The sequence below is a fragment of the Pseudomonas chlororaphis subsp. piscium genome (assembly GCF_003850345.1).
Classification (GTDB): domain Bacteria; phylum Pseudomonadota; class Gammaproteobacteria; order Pseudomonadales; family Pseudomonadaceae; genus Aquipseudomonas; species Aquipseudomonas piscium.
Map to the genome: position 1 here is coordinate 288,977 of NZ_CP027707.1, position 24,131 is coordinate 313,107.

Genomic DNA, 24,131 nt, shown 5'->3' on the forward strand with positions numbered 1-24,131 from the left:
TGTAGGAGCGAGGCTTGCCCGCGATGCTTTGAGGCTGCTCAATCCGGCCAATACCACGCCGGTTCGTCGAGCATCCCCTGGCCGACGATTTCGGTCTGGCCGAAATTCTTCTCCAGCACGATGGCGTTGCATTGCGGGTCCTGCTGCAACGCCGCGATCAGCCGGCTGGCATGGGACACCACCCACACCTGGCACTGCTGCGAAGCCCGGATGATCAGGCGCGCCAAGGCCGGCAGCAGGTCCGGGTGCAGGCTGGTTTCCGGTTCGTTGAGCACCATCAGGGTCGGTGGCCGTGGCGTCAGCAGGGCGGCGACCAGCAGCAGGTAACGCAGGGTACCGTCCGACAGCTCCGCCGCCGACAGCGGCCGCAGCAAACCGTCCTGATGGAACTGCACGCCGAACAGCCCGCCCGGCACCGCATCGATCTCCAGCCGCGACCCCGGAAAGGCGTCGCTGATGGTCTCGCGCAGCGCCTGCTGATCGCCCACCTCGATGATGGTCTGTAACGCCGCCGCCAGGTCCCGGCCGTCGTGGTGCAGTACCGGCGTGCGGGTGCCCAGCTGCGGCCGGCGCGCGGGGGCCTGGCTGTCGGTGCGGAAGTGATCGTAAAAACGCCAGCCACGGATCTGCTCGCGCAAATGCAGGACCTCGGGCGACGAACGCAGGTTGCCGACCTGGTCGAACAGGCTGTCGCCGCTGGAGGTGTGCTGCGCCAGCACCTCCCACTGCCGCCCCTCGCGGGCCCGCACCATCGGCCCCTGGCGATCCACCAGCACGCTGGCCGGGCGATACACCGGCCCGCTCCAGATGCTCTCGCGCTTGATCCGCGGGTCGAGGGTGAAGCGCGACGGAATCGGCGTGCTGTGCCCGGGCAGCATGAAATGGCCGCTCGAGTCCGGCAGCCCCAGGCCGATCGAGTAACCGAAGTCCTCGCCGGCAAAGCCCAGTTGCAGGCGCTTGACGGTTTTCCGTGGCCCACCCTGGATCGCCACCTCGCCACGGCTCATGCGCCGGCTGATCTGTTCCGGTCCGGCCCAGAAGGTCGACTCCAGGCCGCCTTCGCTGGCCAGCGCGTTGACCACCCCGCCCTGGGCGGTTTCCGCCAGCAGGCGCAGGGCCTTGTACAGGTTGGACTTGCCGCTGCCGTTGGGGCCGGTGATCAGGTTCAGCCGCTCCAGCGGAATCACCAGTTTGTTGATCGAGCGGTAATTGGCCACTGCCAGGGTCTTGAGCATCCCGGGGCTCCTTGTGCATGAAGGCGCAGTGTGCCTGATCGGTGCCGATTTTGTAGCCGCCGCGACAGCTTCCCAGGGCTTCCTGCGTTCGCTGGAACAGCGCCCGCGTTGCGCTCGATCGCAGCCTGCGGCAGCGGCTACAGGGTTTGTGAGCACCGCGGCGTGCAGCGCTGGAACCCTGTTCTAAGCTCACAGTCGTATCGTCACCTGTACGATGGCATCGGCGCCAAGGAGCCTGCATGGCTGGTCTCGAATCGAAGTGGATCGTGGGTTTGATGCTGGCTGCGCTACTGAGCGGTTGTGGCGCGGAAAAGCCCACCGAAAAGGACCGGTCGCGGGTGCGCGTGCAGCAAGTGCAGACTCGCGATTTCGCCGCGCAGGTGACCCTGACCGGCGATGTGCAGGCGCGGGTGCAGACCGAGTTGTCGTTCCGCGTCGGCGGCAAGATCATCCAGCGCCTGGTGGATGTCGGCGACCGGGTCACGGCCAAACAGGTACTGGCCCGGCTCGACCCGAAAGACCTGCAGACCAATGTCGATTCCGCCGCCGCCTCGGTGTTCGCCGAGCAGGCACGGGTCAAGCAGACCAGCGCGGCCTTCGTCCGCCAGCAGAAACTCCTGCCCAAGGGCTACACCAGCCAGAGCGAATACGATGCCGCCCAGGCGGCGCTGCGCAGCAGCCAGAGCGCCCTGAGCGCGGCCCAGGCGCAGTTGGCCAACGCCCGCGAGCAACTGAGCTACACCGCGCTGATCGCCGATGCCCCGGGGGTGATTACCGCGCGCCAGGCCGAGGTCGGCCAGGTGGTGCAGGCCACGGTGCCGATTTACAGCCTGGCCCGCGACGGTGAGCGTGACGCCGTGTTCAACGTCTACGAGGCGTTGCTGGTGGCCCCGCCGGAGGATGGCGTGATCAACGTCAGCCTGCTGGACAACCCGAATATCAAGACCACCGGCAGGGTGCGGGAAGTCACCCCGGTGGTGTCGGCGCAAAGCGGCACGGTGCAGGTCAAGGTGGCCCTCGACGGCTTGCCGGCGGGCATGGACCTGGGCTCGGTGGTCGGCGCCAGTGCCCATGTGCCCGGCAAGGCCAGTGTCGAGCTGCCCTGGGCGGCGCTGACCAAGAACCTCAACGAACCGGCCGTGTGGCTGGTGGGCGAGGACGGCAAGACCAGCCTGCACAAGGTCACCGTGGGGCGCTACCAGACCGGCAAGGTGATCATCAGCGACGGCCTCGAGGGCGGCGAAAAAGTGGTGATCGCCGGCGGCCAGTTGCTGCACCCGGGGATGCTCGTCGAGATCGTTTCCGAGACCGGCGCCCAAGGAGCCAAGCCATGAAGCGCCTGTCCCTGCTGTTATGCGCCGGCCTGACGCTGGGCGCCTGTTCCAAGGAAGAGCCGGCGCCCGAGCCGGTGCGCCCGGTGCTGTCGTTCGAGGTGCGCGCCGAGTCCGAGGAAAGCCTTGGGCGGTTCGCCGGCAGCATCCAGGCCCGTTATGAAACCAACCTCGGTTTCCGGGTGCCGGGGCGCATCGCCAATCGCAACGTCGATGTCGGTGCCGAGGTGGGCAAGGGTGCCTTGCTCGCCACCCTCGACCCCACCGACCAGCAGAACCAGTTGCGCTCCGCCCAGGGCGACCTGGCCCGGGTCGAGGCGCAATGGATCAATGCCCAGGCCAACGCCCGGCGTCAGCAGCAATTGTTCGATCGCGGCGTGGGCGCCCAGGCGCAGCTGGACATCGCCCAGACCGACCTGAAGACCACCCGCGCCTCCCTGGAACAGGCCAGGGCCGCGGTCAACCAGGCCCGCGACCAGCTGGCCTACAGCGAACTGCGCACCGATCACGGCGGCGTGGTCACCGCCTGGATGGCCGAGGCCGGCCAGGTGGTCAGCGCCGGCCAGCAGGTGGTGACCCTGGCCCGCCCGGATATCAAGGAGGCGGTGATCGACCTGCCGGCGAGCCTGGTGGACCAGTTGCCGGCCGACGTGGTGTTCAAGGTCGCCTTGCAGCTGGACCCGAGCGTCAACACCACCGCCGTGGTACGCGAGATCGAGCCCCAGGCGCAGAGCGCCACCCGGACCCGGCGTTCGCGCCTGACCCTGACGGAAACCCCACCCACCTTCCGCCTCGGCACGGCCATCAGCGTGACCCTCAGCTCCGCCATCGTCCCGCGCACTGAAGTGCCGCTGTCGGCCCTGCAGGAGGTGGACGGCCAGACGCGGGTCTGGATCGTCGACCCACAGGCGCGGACCGTGGCGCCGCGAGAGGTCACGGTGCTCAGCCGCGACCATGATTCGGCGTTGATCAGCAGCGGGATCAAGATCGGCGAGCGGGTGGTGAGCGCCGGTGTGAACAGCCTCAAACCGGGGCAGAAAGTCAAAATCGACGAGGACAGCCCACGATGACGCCGGCCACGAAAGGGAGCTTCAATTTATCCGAGTGGGCCATCAAGCATCAGTCGTTCGTCTGGTACCTGATGTTCGTCGCCCTGCTGATGGGCGTGTTCTCCTACATGAACCTGGGGCGCGAGGAAGACCCGTCCTTCACCATCAAGACCATGGTCATCCAGACCCGCTGGCCAGGCGCGACCCAGGAGGAAACCCTCAAGCAGGTCACCGACCGCATCGAGAAAAAACTCGAAGAGCTGGACTCCCTCGACTACGTGAAAAGCTACACCCGTCCCGGCGAATCGACGGTCTTCGTCAACCTGCGGGACACCACCAGCGCCAAGGACATCCCCGAGATCTGGTACCAGGTGCGCAAGAAGATCAACGACATTCGCGGCGACTTCCCCCAGGGCCTGCAAGGGCCGGGGTTCAACGACGAGTTCGGCGATGTGTTCGGTTCGGTCTACGCCTTTACCGCCGACGGCCTGAACATGCGCCAGCTGCGCGACTACGTGGAGCAGGTGCGCGCCGAGATCCGTGAAGTGCCGAACCTGGGCAAAGTGGAAATGGTCGGCGAGCAGGATGAAGTCATCTACCTGAACTTCTCCACCCGCAAGCTGGCGGCGCTGGGCATCGACCAGCGCCAGGTCCTGCAAAGCCTGCAAGCGCAGAATGCGGTGACCCCGGCGGGGGTGATCGAGGCCGGGCCGGAGCGGATTTCCGTGCGTACCTCGGGGCAGTTCGCCTCGGAGAAAGACCTGGCCACGGTCAACCTGCGGCTCAACGAACGCTTCTATCGCCTGGCGGATATCGCCGAGATCAGCCGCGGCTACGTCGACCCTTCGACGCCGCAGTTTCGCTATAACGGCCAGCCGGCCATCGGCCTGGCGATCGCCATGAAGAAGGGCGGCAACATCCAGGACTTCGGCAAGGCCCTGCACGCCAAGATGGACCAGCTCACCGCCAACCTGCCGGTGGGCGTAGGCGTACACACGGTGTCGGACCAGGCCGAGGTGGTGGAAAAAGCCGTCGGCGGCTTTACCAGCGCGCTGTTCGAGGCGGTGGTGATCGTACTGGTGGTGAGTTTCGTCAGCCTGGGCGTGCGCGCCGGGCTGGTGGTGGCGTGCTCGATCCCGCTGGTGCTGGCGATGGTCTTCGTCTTCATGGAGTACAGCGGCATCACCATGCAGCGGATTTCCCTCGGCGCATTGATCATCGCCCTGGGCCTGTTGGTGGACGACGCGATGATCACCGTGGAGATGATGGTCACGCGCCTGGAGATGGGCGAGACCAAGGAGCAGGCGGCGACCTTCGCCTACACCTCCACGGCCTTCCCCATGCTCACCGGGACCCTGGTGACGGTCGCCGGCTTCGTGCCCATCGGCCTCAACGCCAGTTCCGCCGGCGAGTACACCTTCACCCTGTTCGCGGTGATCGCCGTGGCCATGCTGGTGTCGTGGATAGTCGCCGTGCTGTTCGCCCCGGTGATCGGCGTGCATATCCTCAGCACCAACGTCAAACCCCACTCCGAGGAACCGGGCCGCATCGGCCGCGCCTTCAACGGCGGCCTGCTGTGGGCCATGCGCAACCGCTGGTGGGCCATCGGCATCACCGTCCTGGTGTTCATGCTGTCGGTGCTCGGCATGCGCTTCGTGCAGAACCAGTTCTTCCCGTCCTCGGACCGGCCGGAGATTCTCGTCGACCTCAACCTGCCGCAGAACGCCTCGATCGCCGAGACCCGCATGGCGGTGGATCGCCTGGAGGCCACCCTCAAGGACGACCCGGACATCCTGCGCTGGAGCACCTATATCGGCGAAGGCGCGATCCGTTTCTACCTGCCGCTGGACCAGCAACTGCAGAACCCCTACTACGCGCAGCTGGTGATCGTCAGCAAGGGCCTGGAGTCGCGCACCGCGTTGACCGAGCGCCTGAAAAAACGCCTGCGCGACGACTTCGTCGGCATCGGCAGCTACGTCCAGGCCCTGGAAATGGGCCCGCCGGTGGGGCGGCCGATCCAGTACCGGGTCAGCGGCAAGGACATCGACCAGGTGCGCAAGCACGCCATCGAGCTGGCCACCGAACTGGACAAGAACTCGCACATCGGCGAGATCATCTACGACTGGAACGAGCCGGGCAAAGTGCTGCGCATCGACATCGCCCAGGACAAGGCCCGCCAGTTGGGGCTGTCTTCGGAGGACGTGGCGCAGTTGATGAACAGTATCGTCAGCGGCTCCACCGTGACCCAGGTGCATGACGACATCTACCTGATCAACGTGGTCGGCCGGGCCGACGACAGCGAGCGCGGCTCCCCGGAAACCCTGCAGAACCTGCAGATCGTCAACCCCAACGGCACCTCGATTCCGCTGCTGGCCTTCGCCACCGTGCGTTACGAACTGGAGCAGCCGCTGGTCTGGCGGCGCGACCGCAAGCCGACCATTACCATCAAGGCCTCGGTGCGTGACGAAATCCAGCCGACCGACCTGGTCAGGCTGCTCAAGCCGGATATCGACAAGTTCGCCGCCGGCTTGCCGGCCGGTTATTCGGTGGCCACCGGCGGTACGGTGGAGGAGAGCGGCAAGGCCCAGGGGCCGATCGCCAAGGTGGTGCCGTTGATGCTGTTCCTCATGGCGACCTTCCTGATGATCCAGCTGCACAGCGTGCAGAAGCTGTTCCTGGTGGCCAGCGTCGCGCCCCTGGGGCTGATCGGCGTGGTCCTGGCCCTGGTGCCGACGGGCACGCCCATGGGCTTTGTGGCGATCCTCGGGATCCTCGCGCTGATCGGCATCATCATCCGCAACTCGGTGATCCTGGTGACCCAGATCGACGAATTCGAGCGCGCCGGTCATTCATCCTGGGATGCGGTGGTGCAAGCCACCGAGCACCGTCGCCGGCCGATCCTGCTGACCGCCGCGGCCGCCAGCCTGGGCATGATCCCCATCGCCCGGGAAGTGTTCTGGGGGCCGATGGCCTACGCCATGATCGGCGGCATCATCGTCGCCACCCTGCTGACGCTGCTGTTCCTGCCGGCACTGTATGTGGCCTGGTACAAGATCAAGGAGCCGCGCAAGGAAGCCGGTTGAGGCCGGGCCCCTTGCGTCTGGCGCGGGGGGCTTGGCGCAGGCCGGCGGTGCTTTGCTTTACACTCTCGCCCTTCATTCGAGAAGGGATTGCTCATGTCCTGCATTGCCCGGCCTCTACGTGGCCTGCTGCTTGCCGTCATCTGCCTGCTGTCGCCCTGGGCCCTGGCCCAGCCGTCGCTGGAAAACCCGCTGTGGCAGGTCGAGATCGACCCGGCGACCCTGGCGATTCGCGTGACCCCCGCTGGCCAGCCGGCCGTGCAAGCCTCGGCGGGCGTGGACAGCCATCGGGTCAGCGCCCTGCAACAGACGCCGCAACGGCTTAGCTGGCAATGGGACGAGGGCGCCTGGAGCCTCAGCGCCACCCTGCGACAGCGCGACCTGGTGCTCTCCATCCAGGCCCGGGAGCCGGGGGCGCTGACGTTTCTGCGTCAGCCTGCCGGTGCCATGGGCAAGGGGCTGGTCTGGCCTTTGGCCGAGGGACATTACGTTCCGACGGGGGACCTGCGCTGGCAGCGGTTCCTGCTGGACCAGGGCGAGGTCAACACAACCCAGGACCTGAGCCTGCCGCTGTGGACCCTGGATCACGGCGCCTTCACCCTGAGCTGGCTGCTGACCCGCCCCTACAACAATCGCCTGAGCCTGAGCGCCGCAGGGCCGGCCATGGCGCTGACGGCGCAGCATCAGTTCACCCGCCTGGAACCCGACGCGCCGCTGACCATGACCTTGTACCTGGGGGACGCCGACTTGCTCGCGGGGGCCAAGCGCTATCGCCAGTGGCTGCTGGACAACGGGCGCTACGAGACCCTGGAGGCCAAGCTGGCGCGCACGCCGCAAGGCAGCAAGTTGCTCGGCGCCAGCCATGTCTACCTGTGGGGCAACGACCTGCTGGGGGCGGACGATGTGCGCAGCTGGCCGCAGCTGCTGCGGGGGCTGCGGGGCAACGAGCCGCTGGCGGTGAAGCTGCGGGCCGGCCTAGACAAGGAAAGCGCGAAGATCCTCGAGGTGCCCGCGGCCAAGCTGGATGCCTATCAGCGCACCACCCTGCTGCGCAGCCTCAACAGCGCGCTGAATCAGCAGGCGCGCCTGGGCTGGCAGGGCGCGCAAGAGCCGGACATGCAGGCCCTGGCCCAGGGCTACGGCGAGCTGCGGGCGCAACTGGCCAAGGTCTTTGCCCTGGCCCTGAGCGCCGATCCGGCGAGTTGGGGCAGCAGCCTGTCGCTGGCGACCATGGAGCGCTTGCGGGCAGCCGGTCTGGAACGTCTGTGGCTGGGCCTCGGCGAGGGTTGGGAAGGCGGGCTGTGGCACCCCGAGGCAGTGCGGGCCGCCGTCGCCGCCGGTTATCTGGTGGCGCCCTACGACTCCTACGAGACTGCGCTGCGCAGCGACGAGAACCCCGATTGGAGCACCGCCCACCTGGGTTCGCGGGCCAACCGCGAGTGCGCGATCGTGTTGGAGAACGGCCAGTTGAAAAGCGGTTTCCAGCAGTCCGGGCACTACACCGATCCTCGTTGCGTCCGGCCATTACTGGAGGCCCGGGTGAAGGCCGTGCAGGCCCGGGTCGGGTTCAACAGTTGGTTCCTCGATGCCTACGCCACCGGCATGCTGTTCGACAGCTACCGCGCCGAAAGGCCGATGACCCAGGCGCAGAACGCCGAGGGCAATGTCGCCGCCTCGCGCTGGATTGCCGAGCAGCAGCAACTGGTCAGCGGTTCCGAAGACGGCAATGGGGTGACGGCCGGCGGCGTGTTGTTCGCCCATGGTATGCAGACCCCGGTCATGGGCTGGGGCGATGCGCAGATGAGCAAGGAGCCGAAGTCGCCCTATTACCTGGGCAACTGGTACCCGCCGGAGCAGCCGGCGATGTTCTTCAAGAGTGTGCCGCTCAAGGAGCCTTACCGCACGGTGTATTTCGCGCCGGCGACACGCTTGCCGCTGTACCAGACGGTGTTCCACGGCTCGCTGGTGACCAGCCACCACTGGCTGTTCGACAGCCTCAAATTGAGCAATGTGCGGGTCGAAAATGAACTGGCCCAACTGCTCTACAACGTGCCGCCGCTGTATCACCTGAGTGCCGCCACCTTGCGCGGGCGCCTGCCGCTGATAGCCCGCCAGGATGCATTTTTCCGGCCTCTGCACCAGCGCCTCGGCACCCAGGCCCTCACGGATTTTCGCTGGTTGACGGCGGACCGCCAGGTGCAGCAGACCACCTTTGCCGACGGCTCGCGGCTGCTGGCGAATTTTGATGCCCGGCCCCGCGAGGTGGAAGGCGCGATGCTGGCGGCGCAGAGCATCAGGGCCGTACTGGCGGATGGCGAGGTGCGTGAGTATCAGGTCGCGCGCCAGCCCTGAACCGCCTGGCGGCAGGCTGTGGCCTCAGGCCTTGCGCCACACACTCGCCAGCCACGGCTGCTGCTCGCGCGGCAGCCCGGCGGGCCGGTAGTAATGCTCCAGCTCGACAAACCCCGCCGCTGTCAGCAAGTGCTGCCACGCCGCCAGGTCGTGGTAGGCGCCATAACGCGGGCCGTTCCAGCCTTCGCGGTTGTCGCCGCGCGGGTTGGAGCTGAACAGCACGCCGCCGGGTTTCAGCGTGGCGTGCAGCTGGCGCAGCACCCGCGGTAACTCCTGCGAAGGGATATGAAACAGCACGGCGTTGGCGAAGATGCCGTCGAAGCGTTCGGCGGGCAGGCCGAGCTTGAGGAAGTCCTGCTGCCAGACCTCGCAACCGCTGTCGTCGCGGGCCATCTGGGCAAAACGCTCGGAGCCGTCGAGGCCGATGGCGATATGACCGAGGCGGGTGAAGGTCTGCAGGTCGCGCCCGGGGCCGCAGCCGAAGTCCAGCAGGGTGAAGGGCGCCGCGCCCTGGATATGCCGCAGCAGCGCGTCGATGTTCTGGCTGACATCGTGGTCGCGGGTGCCTTCGCGGAAGTCTTCGGCCACCTGGTTGTAGTGGCCCAGGGTGGTGGAGGTGATCTGGTCGAGGTCGGCGGGAGCGAGTTTCATGGCGGGCTGCGTTGGCTGGGGTGGTGTGCCGAATATACCCCATGCCGGTCACCCCGGCCCTCTGTAGCCGCTGCCGAAGGCTGCGATCGGCTGCGAAGCGGCCGTGCTCTTGAGAGCGTCGAAGGCCCTTCGGGCCTTATCGCAGCCTGCGGCAGCGGCTACAGGGGGGAGTCCTCAACGTTTGTTGAGCACCCGCGCCAGGCGGTCGCCGCCCAGTTGGATCGCCGCGACGAGGATCACCAGCAGCACGATCACCGTGAGCATGATCTGGCTGTCGAAACGCTGGTAGCCATAGCGATAGGCAATGTCCCCCAACCCACCGGCGCCGATGGCCCCGGCCATGGCCGAGGAGTTGATCATGGTCACCAGGGTGATGGTGAAACCGCCGACGATGCCTGGCAGCGCTTCCGGCAACAGCACATGCCAGACGATGTGCCAGCGCCGGCAGCCCATGGCCTGGGCCGCTTCGATCAGGCCGTGGTCGACCTCGCGCAGGCTGACCTCGGCGATCCGCGCGAAGAACGGCGTGGCGGCGATGGTCAGTGGCACCACCGCTGCCCAGACGCCGTAGGTGGTGCCGACGATCAGCCGGGTGAAGGGGATCAGCGCCACCATCAGGATCAGGAACGGGATCGAGCGGAACAGGTTGACGAAGGCCCCCAGCACGCTGTTCAGCCTGGGTGCTTCATAGATCCCGCCCTTGCCGCTGGTGACCAGGATCACCGCCAGCGGAATCCCCGCCAGCAAGGCGATCAGCGACGACACGCCGACCATCAGGAAGGTATCGATAACGCCCTGGAGCAAGCGATCAAACCACATAACCCAGCACCTCTACCTGTTGTGTCCATTGCTTCTGCAAAAAGTGCTGCGCGCGCAGGCGTTGTTCCTCGGCGCCCAGGGACGAGCCGCTGACCGCCAGCAGCAGTTGCCCCAGGGCATGCCCCTGAATCCGTTCCACGCCGCCGTGCAGCAGCCGCACGCGCCCGCCCAGAGTGCTGAACAGCGCGGCCAGGTCCGGTTCGTCGCTGGTCCTGCCGGTGAACTGCACGCGCAATACCACCGCCGCGTCCGAAGACTTCGGCTGGCTTTGCAGGCGGTTTTGCAGCTCCTCCGGCAAACCGTGCTGCAAGGGCGCCAGCAGGGTCTTGCTGACCTCGTGCTGCGGGTTGCCGAACACTTCCCAGACCGGCCCCTGCTCGACGATATGCCCGTGCTCCAGCACCACCACGTGGTCGCAGATATCGCGGATCACCGCCATCTCGTGGGTGATCAGGATGATGGTCAGGCCCAGGCGCTGGTTGATCTGTTTGAGCAGGCCGAGGATCGACTGGGTGGTCTCCGGGTCCAGCGCCGAGGTGGCCTCGTCGCACAGCAGGATCGCCGGGTCGTGCACCAGCGCCCGGGCGATGCCCACCCGCTGTTTCTGCCCGCCCGAGAGCTGCGCCGGGTAGGCCTTGTGCTTGTCCTTCAGGCCCACCAGCTCCAGCAGTTCGCGCACCTTGCGCTCGCGTTGTTCCTTGGGCACGCCGGCCACTTTCAGCGGCAGCTCGACGTTCTGCCACACGGTCTTGGCCGACATCAGGTTGAAGTGCTGGAAGATCATGCCGATGCGCCGGCGCAGCTCCACCAGGCGGTCCTCGTCGAAGTCGCCGATGTCCACCTGATCGATCAGCACCCGGCCGCCCGAAGGCTGTTCCAGGCGGTTGATGGTGCGGATCAGCGACGACTTGCCGGCGCCGCTGCGGCCGATGATGCCGAACACTTCACCGCGCTGGATCGCCAGGTCGATACCGTGCAGGGCCTGTACCGGGCCTTGCTGGCCCTGGTAGGTCTTGGTCAGGCCGATGAAGCGCACATGGGCCCGGTTCAATTCCGGGTGCAGTTCGGCCTGCTGTGCGTTTTGCGGCTGTTCGGGTGGCTGCTTGGAGGCCTTGTGCGGGAGATAGGCGACGCTCATCTCAACCTTCCCAGCCGGCTTGGTAGAGCTTGCCGTGGGCTTTATCCAGGGCGGCGCGCACAGCCGGCGAATGCTGGTAGATGTCGACGAACTTGATCAGCCGCGGGTCGGTCTTGCTCTTGGGCTGGATCACGAACTGGATCACGTATTCCTTGTGGTCGAGGCCGTCGAACAGCAGCGCCGAACCGGCATCGAAGGTCTTGGCCAGGCGGATATAGGCCGGGTAGCCCTGCACCAGGTCGGCGTCGTCATAGGCGCGTACCAGTTGCACGGCCTCGACCTGGAGGATCTTCAGTTTCTTCGGGTTGGCGACTATGTCGTCCTCGGTGGCCTTGTAGCCGACGCCCGGCTTGAGGCTGATCAGGCCGGCCTTGGCCAGCAGCTGCAAGCCGCGGCCGCTGTTGATCGGGTCGTTGGCGATGGCCACGGTGGCGCCTTCGGGCAGCTCGTCGAAGCTTTTGTATTTTTTCGAGTACAGGCCGACGTTGTTGATGATCCCCGGGGCGAACGGCACCAGGTCGAAACCGGCGGCGGCCTTGGCGTTTTCCAGGAACGGGATGTGCTGGAAGTAGTTCACGTCGATATCGCCGGCGGCCAGGCTGACGTTCGGCGCGATCCAGTCGCTGAACTCCACCAGTTCGACTTTCAGGCCCTGTTTGCCGGCCTCTTCGACGGCGGCCTCCAGGGGAATGGCGAAGGCGGCGGTGGTGCCGACTTTCAGCGGCGCGTCGGCGGCGAATACCGCGCTGCCGAACAGTCCGAGGGCGAGGGCCAGTGCTTTGACTGGGTGGCTGAGGCGTTTGCTTTTCATGGTGTTGGTTCCAGTCAGTGCATGAAGTGTTGGGGTGTTTGTGCCGGCCTCATCGCGGGCAAGCCTCGCTCCTACAGAAGCGGAATGCATGAGTCTGTAGGAGCGAGGCTTGCCCGCGATGCTTTAGCGGCGGTAGTCCGCGCCAGTGTGTTGCTCCGGCAATTGCGCTTCGTGCTGGAACAGCTTTTCGCGCAGGGTGCCGTTGTCATAGGCGGTCTTGTACGAGCCGCGACGTTGCAGCTCGGGGATCACCAGGTCGATGAAGTCGACATAACTCTCCGGGGTGACGATGCGGGTCAGGTTGAAGCCGTCGAGGCCGGTTTCGGCGATCCAGGATTCGAGGTCGTCGGCCACCTGTTGCGGCGAGCCGACCACAGTGATGTAGCGCCCGCCGAGGGCGTGCTGGTCGAGCAGCTTGCGCCGGGTCCAGTCGTTGTTCTGCAGGTTCCGGGTGGCCGACTGGATGGCGTTGCTCTTCACGTACTGGATAGGTTCGTCGATCTCGTACTGGGAAAAGTCGATGGCGGTGGACGCCGAGAAATGCGCCACCCCGGCCTCGGCGCTGGCATGGCTGCGGTACTCGGCGTGTTTCTTCCAGGCCAGTTCCTCGGTCTCGGCGACTATCACGTTGAGCCCCATGAACACCTTGATGTCCTCGGGGTTGCGCCCGGCCGCCACGGCGCTGGCGCGGACCTTGTCCACCTGGGCCTTGGTCGAGGGCTTGTTCTGCCCGCTGATGAACACGCATTCGGCGTGGCGCCCGGCGAACAGCAGGCCGCGATCCGAGCTGCCGGCCTGGAACAGCACCGGCGTGCGTTGTGGCGAGGGCTCGCACAGGTGATAGCCCTCGACCTGATAGAACTCGCCCTTGTGCTCGACCTTGTGCACCTTCTCCGGCCGGGCGTAGATCCGCTGTTCGCGGTCGTTGATCACCGCGTCGTTTTCCCAGCTGCCTTCCCAGAGCTTGTAGAGCACTTCCAGGTATTCGTCGGCCTGGTCGTAGCGCCGGTCATGCTCAGCCTGTTCGCTCAGGCCCATGGCCTTGGCGGCGCTGTCGAGGTAGCCGGTGACGATGTTCCAGCCGACCCGGCCACGGCTCAGGTGGTCCAGGGTGGACATGCGCCGGGCGAACAGATACGGCGGCTCGTAGGTGAGGTTGGCGGTGAGGCCGAAACCGAGGTTGCGGGTCACCGCGGCCATGGCCGAGACCAGCAGCAGCGGGTCGTTGACCGGCAGCTGGATCGACTCCTTGAGCGTCACGTCCACCGAGTTCTGGTAGACGTCGTAGACCCCGACGATGTCGGCGATGAACAATCCGTCGAACAGCCCGCGCTCCAGCAGCTGCGCCAGCTCGGTCCAGTATTCGAGGGTCTTGTACTGGGTCGAATTGTCCCGGGGATGGGTCCACAGGCCGTGGTTGATGTGCCCGATGCAGTTCATGTTGAAGGCATTGAGCAGGATCTTTTTTTTGCCTTTCTCAAGAGCACTCATCAGATGGTCCCCCGCAGTGGCGGGTTCGTCTGGTTGAGGTAGTAGTTGCCCACCGCGTGGTACTTCCAGCGCACCGGGTCGTGCAGGGTGTGCACCCGGGCGTTGCGCCAGTGCCGGTCGAGGCCGTGTTCGGCCAGGGTCGCCTGGCTGCCGGCCAGCTCGAACAGGGTGCTGCCGGCGGCCAGGGAGATTTCGGTGCTGATGGCGCGGGCCTCGGCGACTGCGATGGAGGCGGCGGCCACGGTCTCGGCGTTGGGTTCGGCCTGGGCCGCGTCGAGGAACTCCCCGGAACGCTCCAGCAGCGCCTCGGTGGCGTGCAGGCGAATGCTCAGGTGGCCGAAGCTCTTGAGGGTCAGCGGATCTTCGGTGGCCTTGTCGTTGCCGGAGTCGATCCACGGTCGGGTCTTGGTGCGCACGAAATGCAGGGCGTCTTCATAGGCGGCGCGGGCGATACCGGTGTCGATGGCGGCGTGGAGAATCTGCGCCAGCGGGCCGACGGTGGTCGGGCGCTCGAAGGCGTTTTGAAAGGGAATCACGTCCTCGGCGGCGACGAACACATCCTCGAACATCACCGAGCCGCTGCCGGTGGTGCGCTGGCCGAAGCCGCTCCAGTCGTCGATCACGTTCAGGCCCTGGCTGTCCGCCGGGACGAAGGCCAGTTGCTGCACGCCGTGTTCATCCACCACCGAGGTGGGGATGCGCTGGGCGTAGATAGCGCCGGTGGAGTAGAACTTGCGGCCGTTGATGCGATAGCCGTCGCGTCCTTGCTGTACGTCACGGGTCAGGCGAGTGGTGCGGTCGTGGGCGGTCTTGGTGCCCAGCTCGGCCAGGGCATTGCCGAAGCGCTGGCCGGCCAGGACCTCGGCGTACAGGCGTTTTTTCTGCGCCGCGCTGCCGTTCACCCGCAGCACTTCGAGGGCGTAGAAATGGTTCTGTGGGATTTGCCCGAGGGAGGCGTCGGCCTGGGCGATCAGGGCGATGACCTTGGCCAGGGTGACGTTGGACACGCCGGCGCCGCCGTATTCCCTGGGCACGCTGATGCCCCACAGGCCTGAGCGGGAAAAAGCTTCGAGTTCGGGGTGGGGCAGGCGGCGTTCGCGGTCGCGCAGGGCGCTGTCGCGCTTGAAATCTTCGGCCAGGTCGCTGGCGACGATCAGGGCTTGCTCATCGCTGGTTATGACCGCGACGTGTTGAGAAAGAGTCATGTGTTTCTCCAGAGGTCTGGTCGTTAAATCCAGGAATGGCGAGCCGGCAACGTGCCGTTCAGGTGGTAGGTGCCGACGGCGTGGTATTTCCAGCGCACCGGATCGTGCAGGGTGTGGACCCGGGCGTTGCGCCAGTGCCGGTCGAGGTTGAACTCGGCGAGGGTGGCGCGGCTGCCGGCCAGCTCGAAGAGTTTTTCGCTGGCCTGCAGCGAGATCTCGGTGGTCAGCACCTTGGCTTCGGCCACGGCGATCGAGGCGCGGGCGGCGGATTCGGCGCTGATCGGCGCGACGCTGACCTGGTCCAGCACCTGGCCGGCCTTGCGCAGCAGGGCCTCGGCGGCGTGCAGTTCGATTTTCAGCTTGCCGATATCGGCGATTACATAGAGGTCGTCGCTGGCCCGTTCGACGTTGGCGTCGACCCACGGCCGCGAACGTTCCCGCACGAAGCTGATGGCGTCGTCGATGGCCGCGCGGGCGATGCCGGCGTCGATCGCTGCCTGGATCAGCTGCGAGATCGCGCCCTGGATATTCGGCGATTCGTTGATGCGCCAGCTGTCCACCACCAGGTCGGCATCGACCCGCACGTTGTTGAGCAGAATGGTGCCGCTGGCGGTGGTGCGCTGGCCGAAGCCCGACCAGTCGTCGACGATGCGCAGCCCCGGGGTGCCGCGCCGGACGAAGGCCAATACCTGCTTGCCGTCGTCATTCAGCGCCTTGACCGCCACCCAGTGGGCGAACAGGGCGCCGGTGGAATAGAACTTCTGGCCATTGAGCAGATAACCGTCGCCGTCGGCGGTGATCCGCGCCTTGAGTTCCAGGGTGTTTTTGGTCCCGCGTTCCGGGCCGGCGTTACCGATGCGCCAGCCTTCCAGCACGCTTTGGAACAGCTGCTTTTTCTGCCGTTCGGTGGCGCTGCCGAGAATCAGGTGGAGAATGCCGAACTGGTTCTGCGGGATCTGTCCCAGGGCCGGGTCGGCCGCGGAAATGATCGCGAAGACTTCGGCCAGGGTCACGAAGGAAACCTGCGGGCCACCGAATTCACGGGGGATGGCAATACTGCCCAGGCCACTGCGGGTGAAGTGTTCGATTTCCGCCCACGGCAGCTTGCGCTGCTGGTCGCGCCGGGCCGCCTGCTGGCGGGCGACGGTGGCCAGTTCATGGGCGGCTTGAAGGGCTTCTGCGTCGTTCAGCAGAACCCGTGCGGGCAACAACAGGGGGGCGATATCCAGATCGCTCTGGACATTTGCATCGGCCAGATTGGACATCAGTGCCACTCCTTGGCTGCACGCAATGCCCTGGCGATTTGCACTGGGGTGATTGTGTTCCGGACCATACCTACCTCACATCTTTGGAAGTGCCGCGTCATGAGCGGCGAAATCGGGTTCAAGAATGTCCGGTGGTCCGGTGCATATACCCTATGCGCGTATAAAAATTAAATAAACTAACTTTTAGGAATATGTATAGAAGGGGTTTACGTATACGGCAGGCACGGTGGGATCAGGGGCAACAGGGCTTGGATCAGGGGGATTTTTTCGCCGCTGCCGCAGGCTGCGAACGGCTTCGAAGAGGGTGTGTTTGTGGTTCCGGCGGAAGGCCCTGCGGGCCTTGTCGCAGCCTCGCGTTGCTCGGCAGCGGCTACAGGAACACGGTTTGTAGCCGCTGGCGTAGCCTGCGCTCGGCGGCGCAGCCGTCGTAAAACCAGGATGTGTCAGGTGGCGGGTCAGCGTTCGCTGCACAGCCCATCCTGGGCTCGGCAGCGAGGCACAGGTCAGGCCTGGGGATGGCCCGAGGTGAGGAACTTGCTGAGGAATTGCCGGGTGCGTTCTTCCCTGGGGTTGGCGAACAGCGCCTTGGCTTCGCCCTGTTCGACGATCACGCCCTTGTCGAAGAAAATCACCCGGTTGGCCACGTCGCGGGCGAAGCCCATTTCGTGGGTGACGATGACCATGGTGCGCTTCTCCTCGGCCAGGCCGCGGATGGTCGCCAGCACTTCGCCCACCAGCTCCGGGTCGAGGGCCGAGGTCGGTTCGTCGAACAGGATCACCTCCGGCTCCATCGCCAGCGCCCGGGCAATCGCCACGCGCTGTTGCTGCCCGCCGGAAAGGCGCCGCGGGTAGGCGTCTTCCTTGCCCGCCAGGCCGACCTTGGCCAACAGTCCGCGGCCCAGGGCCAGCGCCTGCTCGCGGGGCGTCTTCTTCACCACCAGGGGGCCTTCGATAACGTTTTCCAGCGCGGTGCGATGGGGGAACAGGTTGAAGTTCTGGAACACGAAACCCACCTGCTGGCGCAGTTGCCGCACCAGGCCCTGCTGCTGGGTCAGCGGCCGGCTGCCATCGATTTCGATATTGCCGACCTTGATCCGGCCGCTGGTAGGCTCTTCGAGGAAATTCAGGCAGCGCAAAAAGGTGGTCTTGCCCGAGCCGCTGGGGCCGATGATGGCGACCACTTCGCCTTCCGCCACCGTCAGGTCGATGCCATTGAGGACGGTCTGACCCTTGAACTGCTTCGTCAGTTTTTCAACCACAATCATGGGTTCAGGACTCCTGGTCGTGCCGATTGACCCGCTCTTCCAGTCGGTTCTGCAGGTGCGCCAGCACGCTGGCCAGAACCCAGTAGATCAGCGCGGCGGCAAGATACATGGTGAAGACTTCGAAGGTCCGGGCGGTGATCAGTTGCGCCTGGCGGAACAGTTCCGGGACCTGGATGGTGGCGGCCAGGGCGGTGTCCTTGACCAGTGAGATAAAGCTGTTGCCCAGGGGCGGCAGCGCCGTGCGCATGGCTTGCGGCAGGATCGCCCGGCGCAGGGTCTGGGCCCGGGTCATGCCGATGCTGGCCGCCGCTTCCCACTGCCCGCGCTCGATGGAGCCGATGGCCGCGCGCAGGATCTCGCAGGCATAGGCCGCCATGTTCAACGAGAAGCCGATCAGCGCCGCCGGCAGCGGGTCAAGCTCGATACCCAGCTGCGGCAGGCCGTAATAGATCACGAACAGTTGCACCAGCAACGGCGTGCCGCGAAAGAACGACACATAGACGCGGGCGATCCAGCTCAGCAGCTTGAAGCGCGACAGGCGCATCAGCGCCAGGGCGAACCCCAGCGCCAATCCGAAGAACATGCCGCCGAGGCTGAGGATCACCGTGAAATACGCGCCCTGGAGCAGGAAGGGCGCGGAATTCAGCAACAGCTGCGTGGTTTCGGCGATTTGCTGGCTCAACTGCGGAAAATACAGTTCGAACTGAAAACCTGCTTCCATTATTGAGTGACGTCAGCGTTGAAGTATTTTTCCGAGAGCTTTTTCAGCGTGCCATCAGCGCGCAGTTCCTCGATCGCCTTGTTCACCGCGGCCAGCAGTTCGGGTTCACCTTTGCGCAGGGCCACGCCGGCTTCCTGGCGGGAGAAGGGTTCGCCGGAAACGGCCAGGGTGTTGTTGGTTTTCTTGATCAGTTCGAAGGCGGCCAGGCGGTCCACCAGGATCGCGTCGATACGGCCTACGCGCAGGTCCTGGTACTTGGTCGGATCATCGTCGTAGGTCTTGATGATGGCTTTCGGTACGTTGTCCTTGAGCCATTGTTCGTAGTTGGTGCCCAGGCCGACACCGACCTTGTGCCCGGCCAGGTCGGCGGCGTTCTTGAACTTGCCTTCGTCCTTCTTCTGGGTCAGGGCCTGGATGCCGGAAACGGTGTAGGGGGTGGAGAAGTCGTATTTCTTCTTGCGCTCATCCGAGATGGTCACCTGGTTGATCACCGCGTCCAGGCGCTTGGACTCCAGGGCGGCGAGGATGCCATCCCATTTGGTCGGCTGCAGTTTGACCTTCACGCCCAGCTTCTGCGCCAGGGCTTCGGAGAACTCCACCTCGAAGCCGGCCAGCTTGCCGCTTTCGTCGACGTAGCTGAACGGTGGGTAAGTGCCTTCCAGGCCGACGTTGATGGTGCCGGCGTCCTTGATCTTCTGCAGTTGCTCACCGGCAACCGCTTGCCCCAGCAACCCGACACCCAGTGCCAGACCCAGCGAGCCAACGAGGATATTTCGACGTAGTGCGGAAAAAATCATGACAAGCCCCTGTGTTTTCTTATGAAGATGCAGTTGGGAAGTGCAGGTCAATCGGTGAGCGGGAACGAGCGCCTTATCCTGCACTAAATGCAGCGTATGCGTCTCTTGGCAAATTCGCCTGCGGCGCGACTATAAGTGGCTGCTTATAGATGTAAAAATAATATAAATTCACATTGTTATTCTTTTTATAAATATACGTTTTCGGTCCCTGTAGCCGTTGCCGCAGGCTGCGATCGTTTTGGGCGGCATTCCGACGTAGCAGGCGCAAATCCGGCGAACGCGTCTCTTCCGATACGCCGCATATGCAGGTTTACGACGGCTGCGCCGCCGAGCGCAGGCTGCGCCAGCGGCTACAGGCATTTGTCATGCAAAGGATCCGGCATAAGCGAACAACGCCGGCGCGCCGCCGGTGTGCAGGAAGATGATCGGGCCGTCGTCGAAGCGCTGGCGGCCAATGCCGTCGAGCAGGCCGGCCATGGCCTTGCCGGTGTAGACCGGGTCCAGCAGCAGGCCTTCCTGGCTCGCCAGCAGCTTCACCGCGGCCAGGGTACCGGCATTCGGCTCGCCATAACGCGGGGCGAAATACTCGTCCCACAACTCCACCTTGAAACTGTCCGGCAGCGCCACCCCGAGCAGTTCGGCGGTGCGTTCGGCCAGGCCCTGGACCTTCGGCCGCTGCGCTTCGTCGGTGCGCGACACGGTGACGCCGATCACCGGCAACTGCGGCAGCGCTTCGCTCAAGGCCAGGGCCAGGCCGCTGTGGGTGCCGGCGCTGCCCGAGGCCAGGACCACGGCGGCGAAGTCGAGCCCGGTGTTGTTGATCTGCTCCGCCAGCTCCAGGCCGGCGCGCACGTAACCCAGCGCGCCGAGGGCGTTGGAGCCGCCAATCGGCACCAGGTACGGCTGTTTGCCGCTGCTGCGCAGGCGTTCGGCCAGGGCCTGCAACTGCTCGTCGGCGTTGTCCAGGTTGTCCACCAGCTCGACCTTGGCGTCGAACAGGTCGAGCAGCAGGCGGTTGCCGTTGCCCAGGTAATTGCGGTCATCGGTGCCGATGGGGTTTTCCAGCAGGGCGACGCAGCCCAGGCCCAGCTTGGCGGCCAGGGCCGCGGTCTGGCGCACGTGGTTGGACTGGATGGCGCCCGCGGTAATCAGCGTGTCCGCGCCTTGGGCCAGCGCATCGGCGGCCAGGTATTCGAGTTTGCGCAGCTTGTTGCCGCCCATGGCCAGTGGCGTGGTGTCGTCACGCTTGACGTAGACATCGCGGCCCAGCCAGGTGGACAGGCGTTCGAGTTTTTCCAGGGCGGTGGCACCGCCCAGCAGGTCGAGACGGTTAAAACGGTCGAGCTGTCGTTTGATCATGAGGCCGCACGGGTTGTCAGAGGTGTCAGGGACTATAGGCAGCGATATTTGCCGGGGCAACCGTCAATCGCTTATGCCAAAAGGTGCTTAGGCCAGCACAATTAGTTCTTAATTTGGCCTGGGGCGCATACCGTAAAGTGGCGTCGTTTATTCGGCCAGACAGTCCGGCCGCCTGAGTGAGGAGTCCTATCGTGAGCGAGCGTTCCAGCCATTGGCAATTGCAGACCATAGTCGGTCAACTGCGTGATGCCCGCGACCAGTGGCGTACCCGCAACGGGCGGGTCAGCGGTGAGCAGGGCGGTCGGGAACTGCCGTCGCGCGCGGCCATGGCCGAGATTCTCGAAGCGCTGTGCGGCGCCCTGTTCCCGATGCGCCTCGGGCCGGTGGACTTGCGCGAGGAAAGCGAAGATTTCTACGTCGGCCATACCCTGGACGCGGCCCTCAATTCGTTGCTCGCCCAGGCTCGCCTGGAGCTGCGTTACGCCGCGCGCCAGAGCGGCGAGGCGGACGAAGATGTCAACGCCAGGGCCATTCGTATCATCCAGGACTTCGCCCTGGCCTTGCCGGGCCTGCGGGTGCTGCTCGATACCGACGTGCTGGCCGCCTACCACGGCGACCCGGCGGCGCGCAGCGTCGATGAAGTGCTGCTGTGCTACCCGGGCATCCTGGCGGTGATCCACCATCGCCTGGCCCACCACCTGTACCGCGCCGGCCTGCCGCTGCTGGCGCGGATCAGCGCGGAAATCGCCCACTCGGCCACCGGCATCGACATTCACCCGGGGGCACAGATCGGCCGCAGTTTCTTCATCGACCACGGCACCGGTGTGGTGATCGGCGAAACCGCGATCATCGGCGAGCGGGTGCGCATCTACCAGGCCGTGACCCTGGGCGCCAAACGCTTCCCGGCGGACGAGGACGGCCAGTTGCAGAAGGGCCATCCGCGCCACCCGATCGTCGAGGACGACGTGGTGATCTACGCCGGCGCGACCATCCTCGGGCGCATCACCATCGGCAAGGGTTCGACCATCGGCGGCAACGTCTGGCTGACCCGCAGCGTGCCGGCCGGGTGCAACCTGACCCAGGCCAACCTGCAACATGACGATGGGTCGCAGAAGTAAGAGTCTTCTGCGCCTGTTCGATTTTTCGCGGGCAAGCCTCGCTCCTACTGGTTGCACGTACTCGTAGGAGCGAGGCTTGCCCGCGATGCTTTTCAGCGGCTCGCATGCCTGATGGCCATTCGCTTATTTAGCGCTGAACGATTCCCTCCGCGACACATCAGACCTTTCCTAAAACCTGTGAAATCAGGCGACCGCCGAGCCCGGCGATTAGTCCTTGCGCGCCTAACCGTGTTTAACTTGAACGCTTGTTCAAGTTAAACCGGCAGCTCGCTGCCCGCTCACAACAGGAGGCTTACCTTTGCTGAGTCCGATCTTTTCAGCCGCGTTTTACCCCCTCGAGGTGCACCGTTCATGAGTGCATCGTCCATTCCCGCCAGCGGCCTGATCCGCATGAATCCGCCGGTGTTCTACTTCGCCGCGAGCTTTATCCTGGCCTTCGGCCTGGTGGTCATCGCCCTGCCGGAACAAGCCGGCGCCTGGTTGCTGGCCGCGCAAAACTGGGCGGCCAATACGGTCGGCTGGTACTACATGCTGGCCATGACCCTGTACCTGGTCTTCGTGGTGGTCACCGCCTTGTCCGGCTACGGCAAGATCAAGCTCGGTGCCGACCACGACGAACCCGAATTCAGTTACCTGTCCTGGGCCGGCATGCTGTTCGCCGCGGGGATCAGCATCACGCTGTTTTTCTTCTGCGTCTCGGAACCTCTGACCCATATGCTGCAACCGCCCCAGGGCGAGGCCGGGACCGCGGACGCGGCGCGCCAGGCCATGCAGATTCTCTTCCTGCACTGGGGCCTGCATGGCTGGGGCGTGTTCGCCTTCGTCGGCATGGCCCTGGCGTATTTCGCCTACCGGCATAACCTGCCGCTGGCCCTGCGTTCGGCGCTGTACCCGCTGATCGGCAAGCGCATCAACGGCCCCATCGGCTACGCGGTGGATGGCTTCGGCATCATCGCCACGGTGTTCGGCCTTGGCGCCGACATGGGCTTTGGTGTGCTGCACCTCAACTCCGGCCTAGACTACCTGTTCGGCATCGACCACACCCAGTGGGTCCAGGTGGGCCTGATCACCCTGATGATGGGCGCGGCGATCATTGTCGCGGTGTCCGGCGTCGACAAGGGCGTGCGGGTAATGTCCGACATCAACATGCTGCTGGCCTGTGCGCTGCTGCTGTTCGTGTTGTTCGCCGGCCCCACCCAGCACCTGCTCAATACCCTGATCCAGAACCTCGGCGATTACCTTGGCGCCTTGCCGACCAAGAGCTTCGACCTCTACGCCTATGACGAACCCAGCGATTGGCTGGGTGGCTGGACCGTCTTCTACTGGGCCTGGTGGATCGCATGGTCGCCGTTCGTGGGCCTGTTCATCGCGCGGATTTCCCGTGGCCGGACCATCCGCGAATTCGTGTTCGGCGTGCTGCTGATTCCCCTGGGCTTCACCCTGGCCTGGATGTCGATCTTCGGTAACAGCGCCATCGACCAGGTGCTCAACCACGGCATGAGCGCGCTGGGCCTGTCGGCCATCGAGAACCCCTCGATGACCCTCTACCTGCTGCTGGAAACCTACCCCTGGAGCAAGACCGTCATCGCCGTGACGGTGTTCATCAGCTTCGTGTTCTTCGTCACCTCGGCCGACTCCGGCACCGTGGTGCTCTCGACCCTGTCGGCCCGTGGCGGCAACGCCGACGAAGACGGGCCGAAATGGCTGCGGGTGTTCTGGGGCGCGATGACCGCGCTGGTCACCAGCGCGCTGCTGTTCGCCGGCAGCATCGACTCGCTGAAGTCGGCGGTGGTGCTGACCTCGCTGCCGTTCTCGATGATCCTGCTACTGATGATGTGGGGGCTGCACAAGGCTTTCTACCTCGAGTCGCAAAAGCAGATCGCCCAGCTGCATTCGCTGGCGCCGGTGTCGTCGTCCTCGCGTCGCGGCAAGGGTGGCTGGCGTCAGCGTCTGAGCCAGGCGGTGCATTTTCCGTCGCGCGACGAGGTGTATCGCTTCCTCGACCAGACGGTGCGTCCGGCCATCGAAGAAGTGACCGCGGTGTTCGTCGAGAAAGGCTTGAACGTGATCACCCAGCCGGACCCGGCCAACGACAATGTCAGCCTGGAAATCGGCCATGGCGACCAGCATCCGTTCATCTATCAGGTGCAGATGCGCGGCTACTTCACCCCGTCCTTCGCCCGTGGCGGCATGGGGCCCAAGGAGATGCGCAACCGGCGTTACTACCGGGCCGAGGTGCACCTGGCCGAGGGTAGCCAGGACTACGACCTGATGGGCTACACCAAGGAGCAGATCATCAACGACATCCTCGACCAGTACGAACGGCATATGCAGTTCTTGCATCTGGTGCGTTGATTGGGGTCGGTGGCGTTTGTGCTACTGCCATCGCGGGCAAGCCTCGCTCCTACAGAAGAAGATTGTGCGTGCTTCTGTAGGAGCGAGGC

At 65.1% G+C, this 24,131-nt stretch carries 18 protein-coding genes; 6 read left to right on the forward strand and 12 right to left on the reverse strand.

Annotated elements, in window-relative coordinates:
- Positions 1 to 38: 38 nt before the first annotated feature.
- Positions 39 to 1,235, reverse strand: coding sequence for an AAA family ATPase (locus C4K38_RS01275; RefSeq protein WP_053276970.1), 1,197 nt, complete (start codon positions 1,233 to 1,235; stop codon positions 39 to 41).
- A gap of 239 nt (positions 1,236 to 1,474) precedes the next feature.
- Between C4K38_RS01275 and C4K38_RS01280 the strand changes: the two genes are divergently transcribed.
- From C4K38_RS01280 to C4K38_RS01295, 4 genes are all read left to right on the forward strand, one after another.
- Entirely contained in the window at positions 1,475 to 2,569 is a 1,095-nt protein-coding gene (locus C4K38_RS01280) for an efflux RND transporter periplasmic adaptor subunit (RefSeq protein WP_053276971.1), read from the forward strand.
- Entirely contained in the window at positions 2,566 to 3,636 is a 1,071-nt protein-coding gene (locus C4K38_RS01285; protein ID WP_053276972.1) for an efflux RND transporter periplasmic adaptor subunit, read from the forward strand. The genes C4K38_RS01280 and C4K38_RS01285 overlap by 4 nt, the downstream gene beginning before the upstream one ends.
- Positions 3,633 to 6,698: an efflux RND transporter permease subunit gene (locus C4K38_RS01290; RefSeq protein WP_053276973.1), complete on the forward strand. Its 3,066-nt coding sequence runs from the start codon at positions 3,633 to 3,635 to the stop codon at positions 6,696 to 6,698. The genes C4K38_RS01285 and C4K38_RS01290 overlap by 4 nt, the downstream gene beginning before the upstream one ends.
- A 93-nt stretch (positions 6,699 to 6,791) precedes the next feature.
- Entirely contained in the window at positions 6,792 to 9,047 is a 2,256-nt protein-coding gene (locus C4K38_RS01295; protein ID WP_053276974.1) for a glycoside hydrolase, read from the forward strand.
- A 24-nt stretch (positions 9,048 to 9,071) separates the two neighbouring features.
- On the opposite strand, the gene C4K38_RS01300 is transcribed toward C4K38_RS01295, so the two are convergent.
- From C4K38_RS01300 to C4K38_RS01355, 11 genes are all read right to left on the reverse strand, one after another.
- Entirely contained in the window at positions 9,072 to 9,698 is a 627-nt protein-coding gene (locus C4K38_RS01300; protein WP_053276975.1) for a class I SAM-dependent methyltransferase, read from the reverse strand.
- A gap of 174 nt (positions 9,699 to 9,872) precedes the next feature.
- On the reverse strand, positions 9,873 to 10,517 hold the full coding sequence (locus C4K38_RS01305; protein WP_007925318.1) for a methionine ABC transporter permease: 645 nt from the start codon (positions 10,515 to 10,517) through the stop codon (positions 9,873 to 9,875).
- Complete coding sequence (locus C4K38_RS01310; RefSeq protein ID WP_053276976.1) at positions 10,507 to 11,655, reverse strand: methionine ABC transporter ATP-binding protein; 1,149 nt, start codon at positions 11,653 to 11,655, stop codon at positions 10,507 to 10,509. The genes C4K38_RS01305 and C4K38_RS01310 overlap by 11 nt, the downstream gene beginning before the upstream one ends.
- 1 nt (position 11,656) lies before the next feature.
- Positions 11,657 to 12,466 carry a MetQ/NlpA family ABC transporter substrate-binding protein gene (locus C4K38_RS01315; protein WP_025808460.1) on the reverse strand — a complete coding sequence of 270 codons (810 nt, stop codon included), beginning with the start codon at positions 12,464 to 12,466 and terminating at the stop codon, positions 11,657 to 11,659.
- Between the two features lie 123 nt (positions 12,467 to 12,589).
- Positions 12,590 to 13,957, reverse strand: a complete 1,368-nt coding sequence (locus tag C4K38_RS01320; RefSeq protein ID WP_053276977.1) for an LLM class flavin-dependent oxidoreductase — start codon at positions 13,955 to 13,957, stop codon at positions 12,590 to 12,592.
- On the reverse strand, positions 13,957 to 15,162 hold the full coding sequence (locus C4K38_RS01325; protein ID WP_053276978.1) for an SfnB family sulfur acquisition oxidoreductase: 1,206 nt from the start codon (positions 15,160 to 15,162) through the stop codon (positions 13,957 to 13,959). Before C4K38_RS01325 ends, C4K38_RS01320 begins: the two co-directional genes overlap by 1 nt.
- 23 nt (positions 15,163 to 15,185) lie before the next feature.
- Positions 15,186 to 16,427 carry an SfnB family sulfur acquisition oxidoreductase gene (locus tag C4K38_RS01330; RefSeq protein WP_053276979.1) on the reverse strand — a complete coding sequence of 414 codons (1,242 nt, stop codon included), beginning with the start codon at positions 16,425 to 16,427 and terminating at the stop codon, positions 15,186 to 15,188.
- Positions 16,428 to 16,930: 503 nt separating this feature from the next.
- On the reverse strand, positions 16,931 to 17,692 hold the full coding sequence (gene tcyN / locus C4K38_RS01340) for an L-cystine ABC transporter ATP-binding protein TcyN (RefSeq protein ID WP_007925310.1): 762 nt from the start codon (positions 17,690 to 17,692) through the stop codon (positions 16,931 to 16,933).
- A gap of 4 nt (positions 17,693 to 17,696) precedes the next feature.
- Complete coding sequence (tcyL, locus tag C4K38_RS01345) at positions 17,697 to 18,362, reverse strand: cystine ABC transporter permease (RefSeq protein WP_053277000.1); 666 nt, start codon at positions 18,360 to 18,362, stop codon at positions 17,697 to 17,699.
- 50 nt (positions 18,363 to 18,412) lie between these two features.
- Positions 18,413 to 19,210, reverse strand: coding sequence for a cystine ABC transporter substrate-binding protein (gene tcyJ / locus C4K38_RS01350; RefSeq protein ID WP_053276980.1), 798 nt, complete (start codon positions 19,208 to 19,210; stop codon positions 18,413 to 18,415).
- Positions 19,211 to 19,573: 363 nt separating this feature from the next.
- A complete protein-coding gene (locus tag C4K38_RS01355) occupies positions 19,574 to 20,569 on the reverse strand; it encodes a D-cysteine desulfhydrase (RefSeq protein ID WP_053276981.1) in 996 nt (331 codons plus the stop codon).
- A 191-nt stretch (positions 20,570 to 20,760) separates the two neighbouring features.
- Here C4K38_RS01355 and epsC point away from each other — a divergent pair, with 191 nt between their 5' ends.
- Positions 20,761 to 21,687 (forward strand): serine O-acetyltransferase EpsC, encoded by a 927-nt coding sequence (epsC, locus tag C4K38_RS01360; RefSeq protein ID WP_053276982.1) that lies wholly within the window; start codon positions 20,761 to 20,763, stop codon positions 21,685 to 21,687.
- A 390-nt stretch (positions 21,688 to 22,077) separates the two neighbouring features.
- Positions 22,078 to 24,042, forward strand: coding sequence for a choline transporter BetT (gene betT / locus C4K38_RS01365; RefSeq protein WP_164487030.1), 1,965 nt, complete (start codon positions 22,078 to 22,080; stop codon positions 24,040 to 24,042).
- The last annotated feature ends 89 nt before the right edge of the window (positions 24,043 to 24,131 follow it).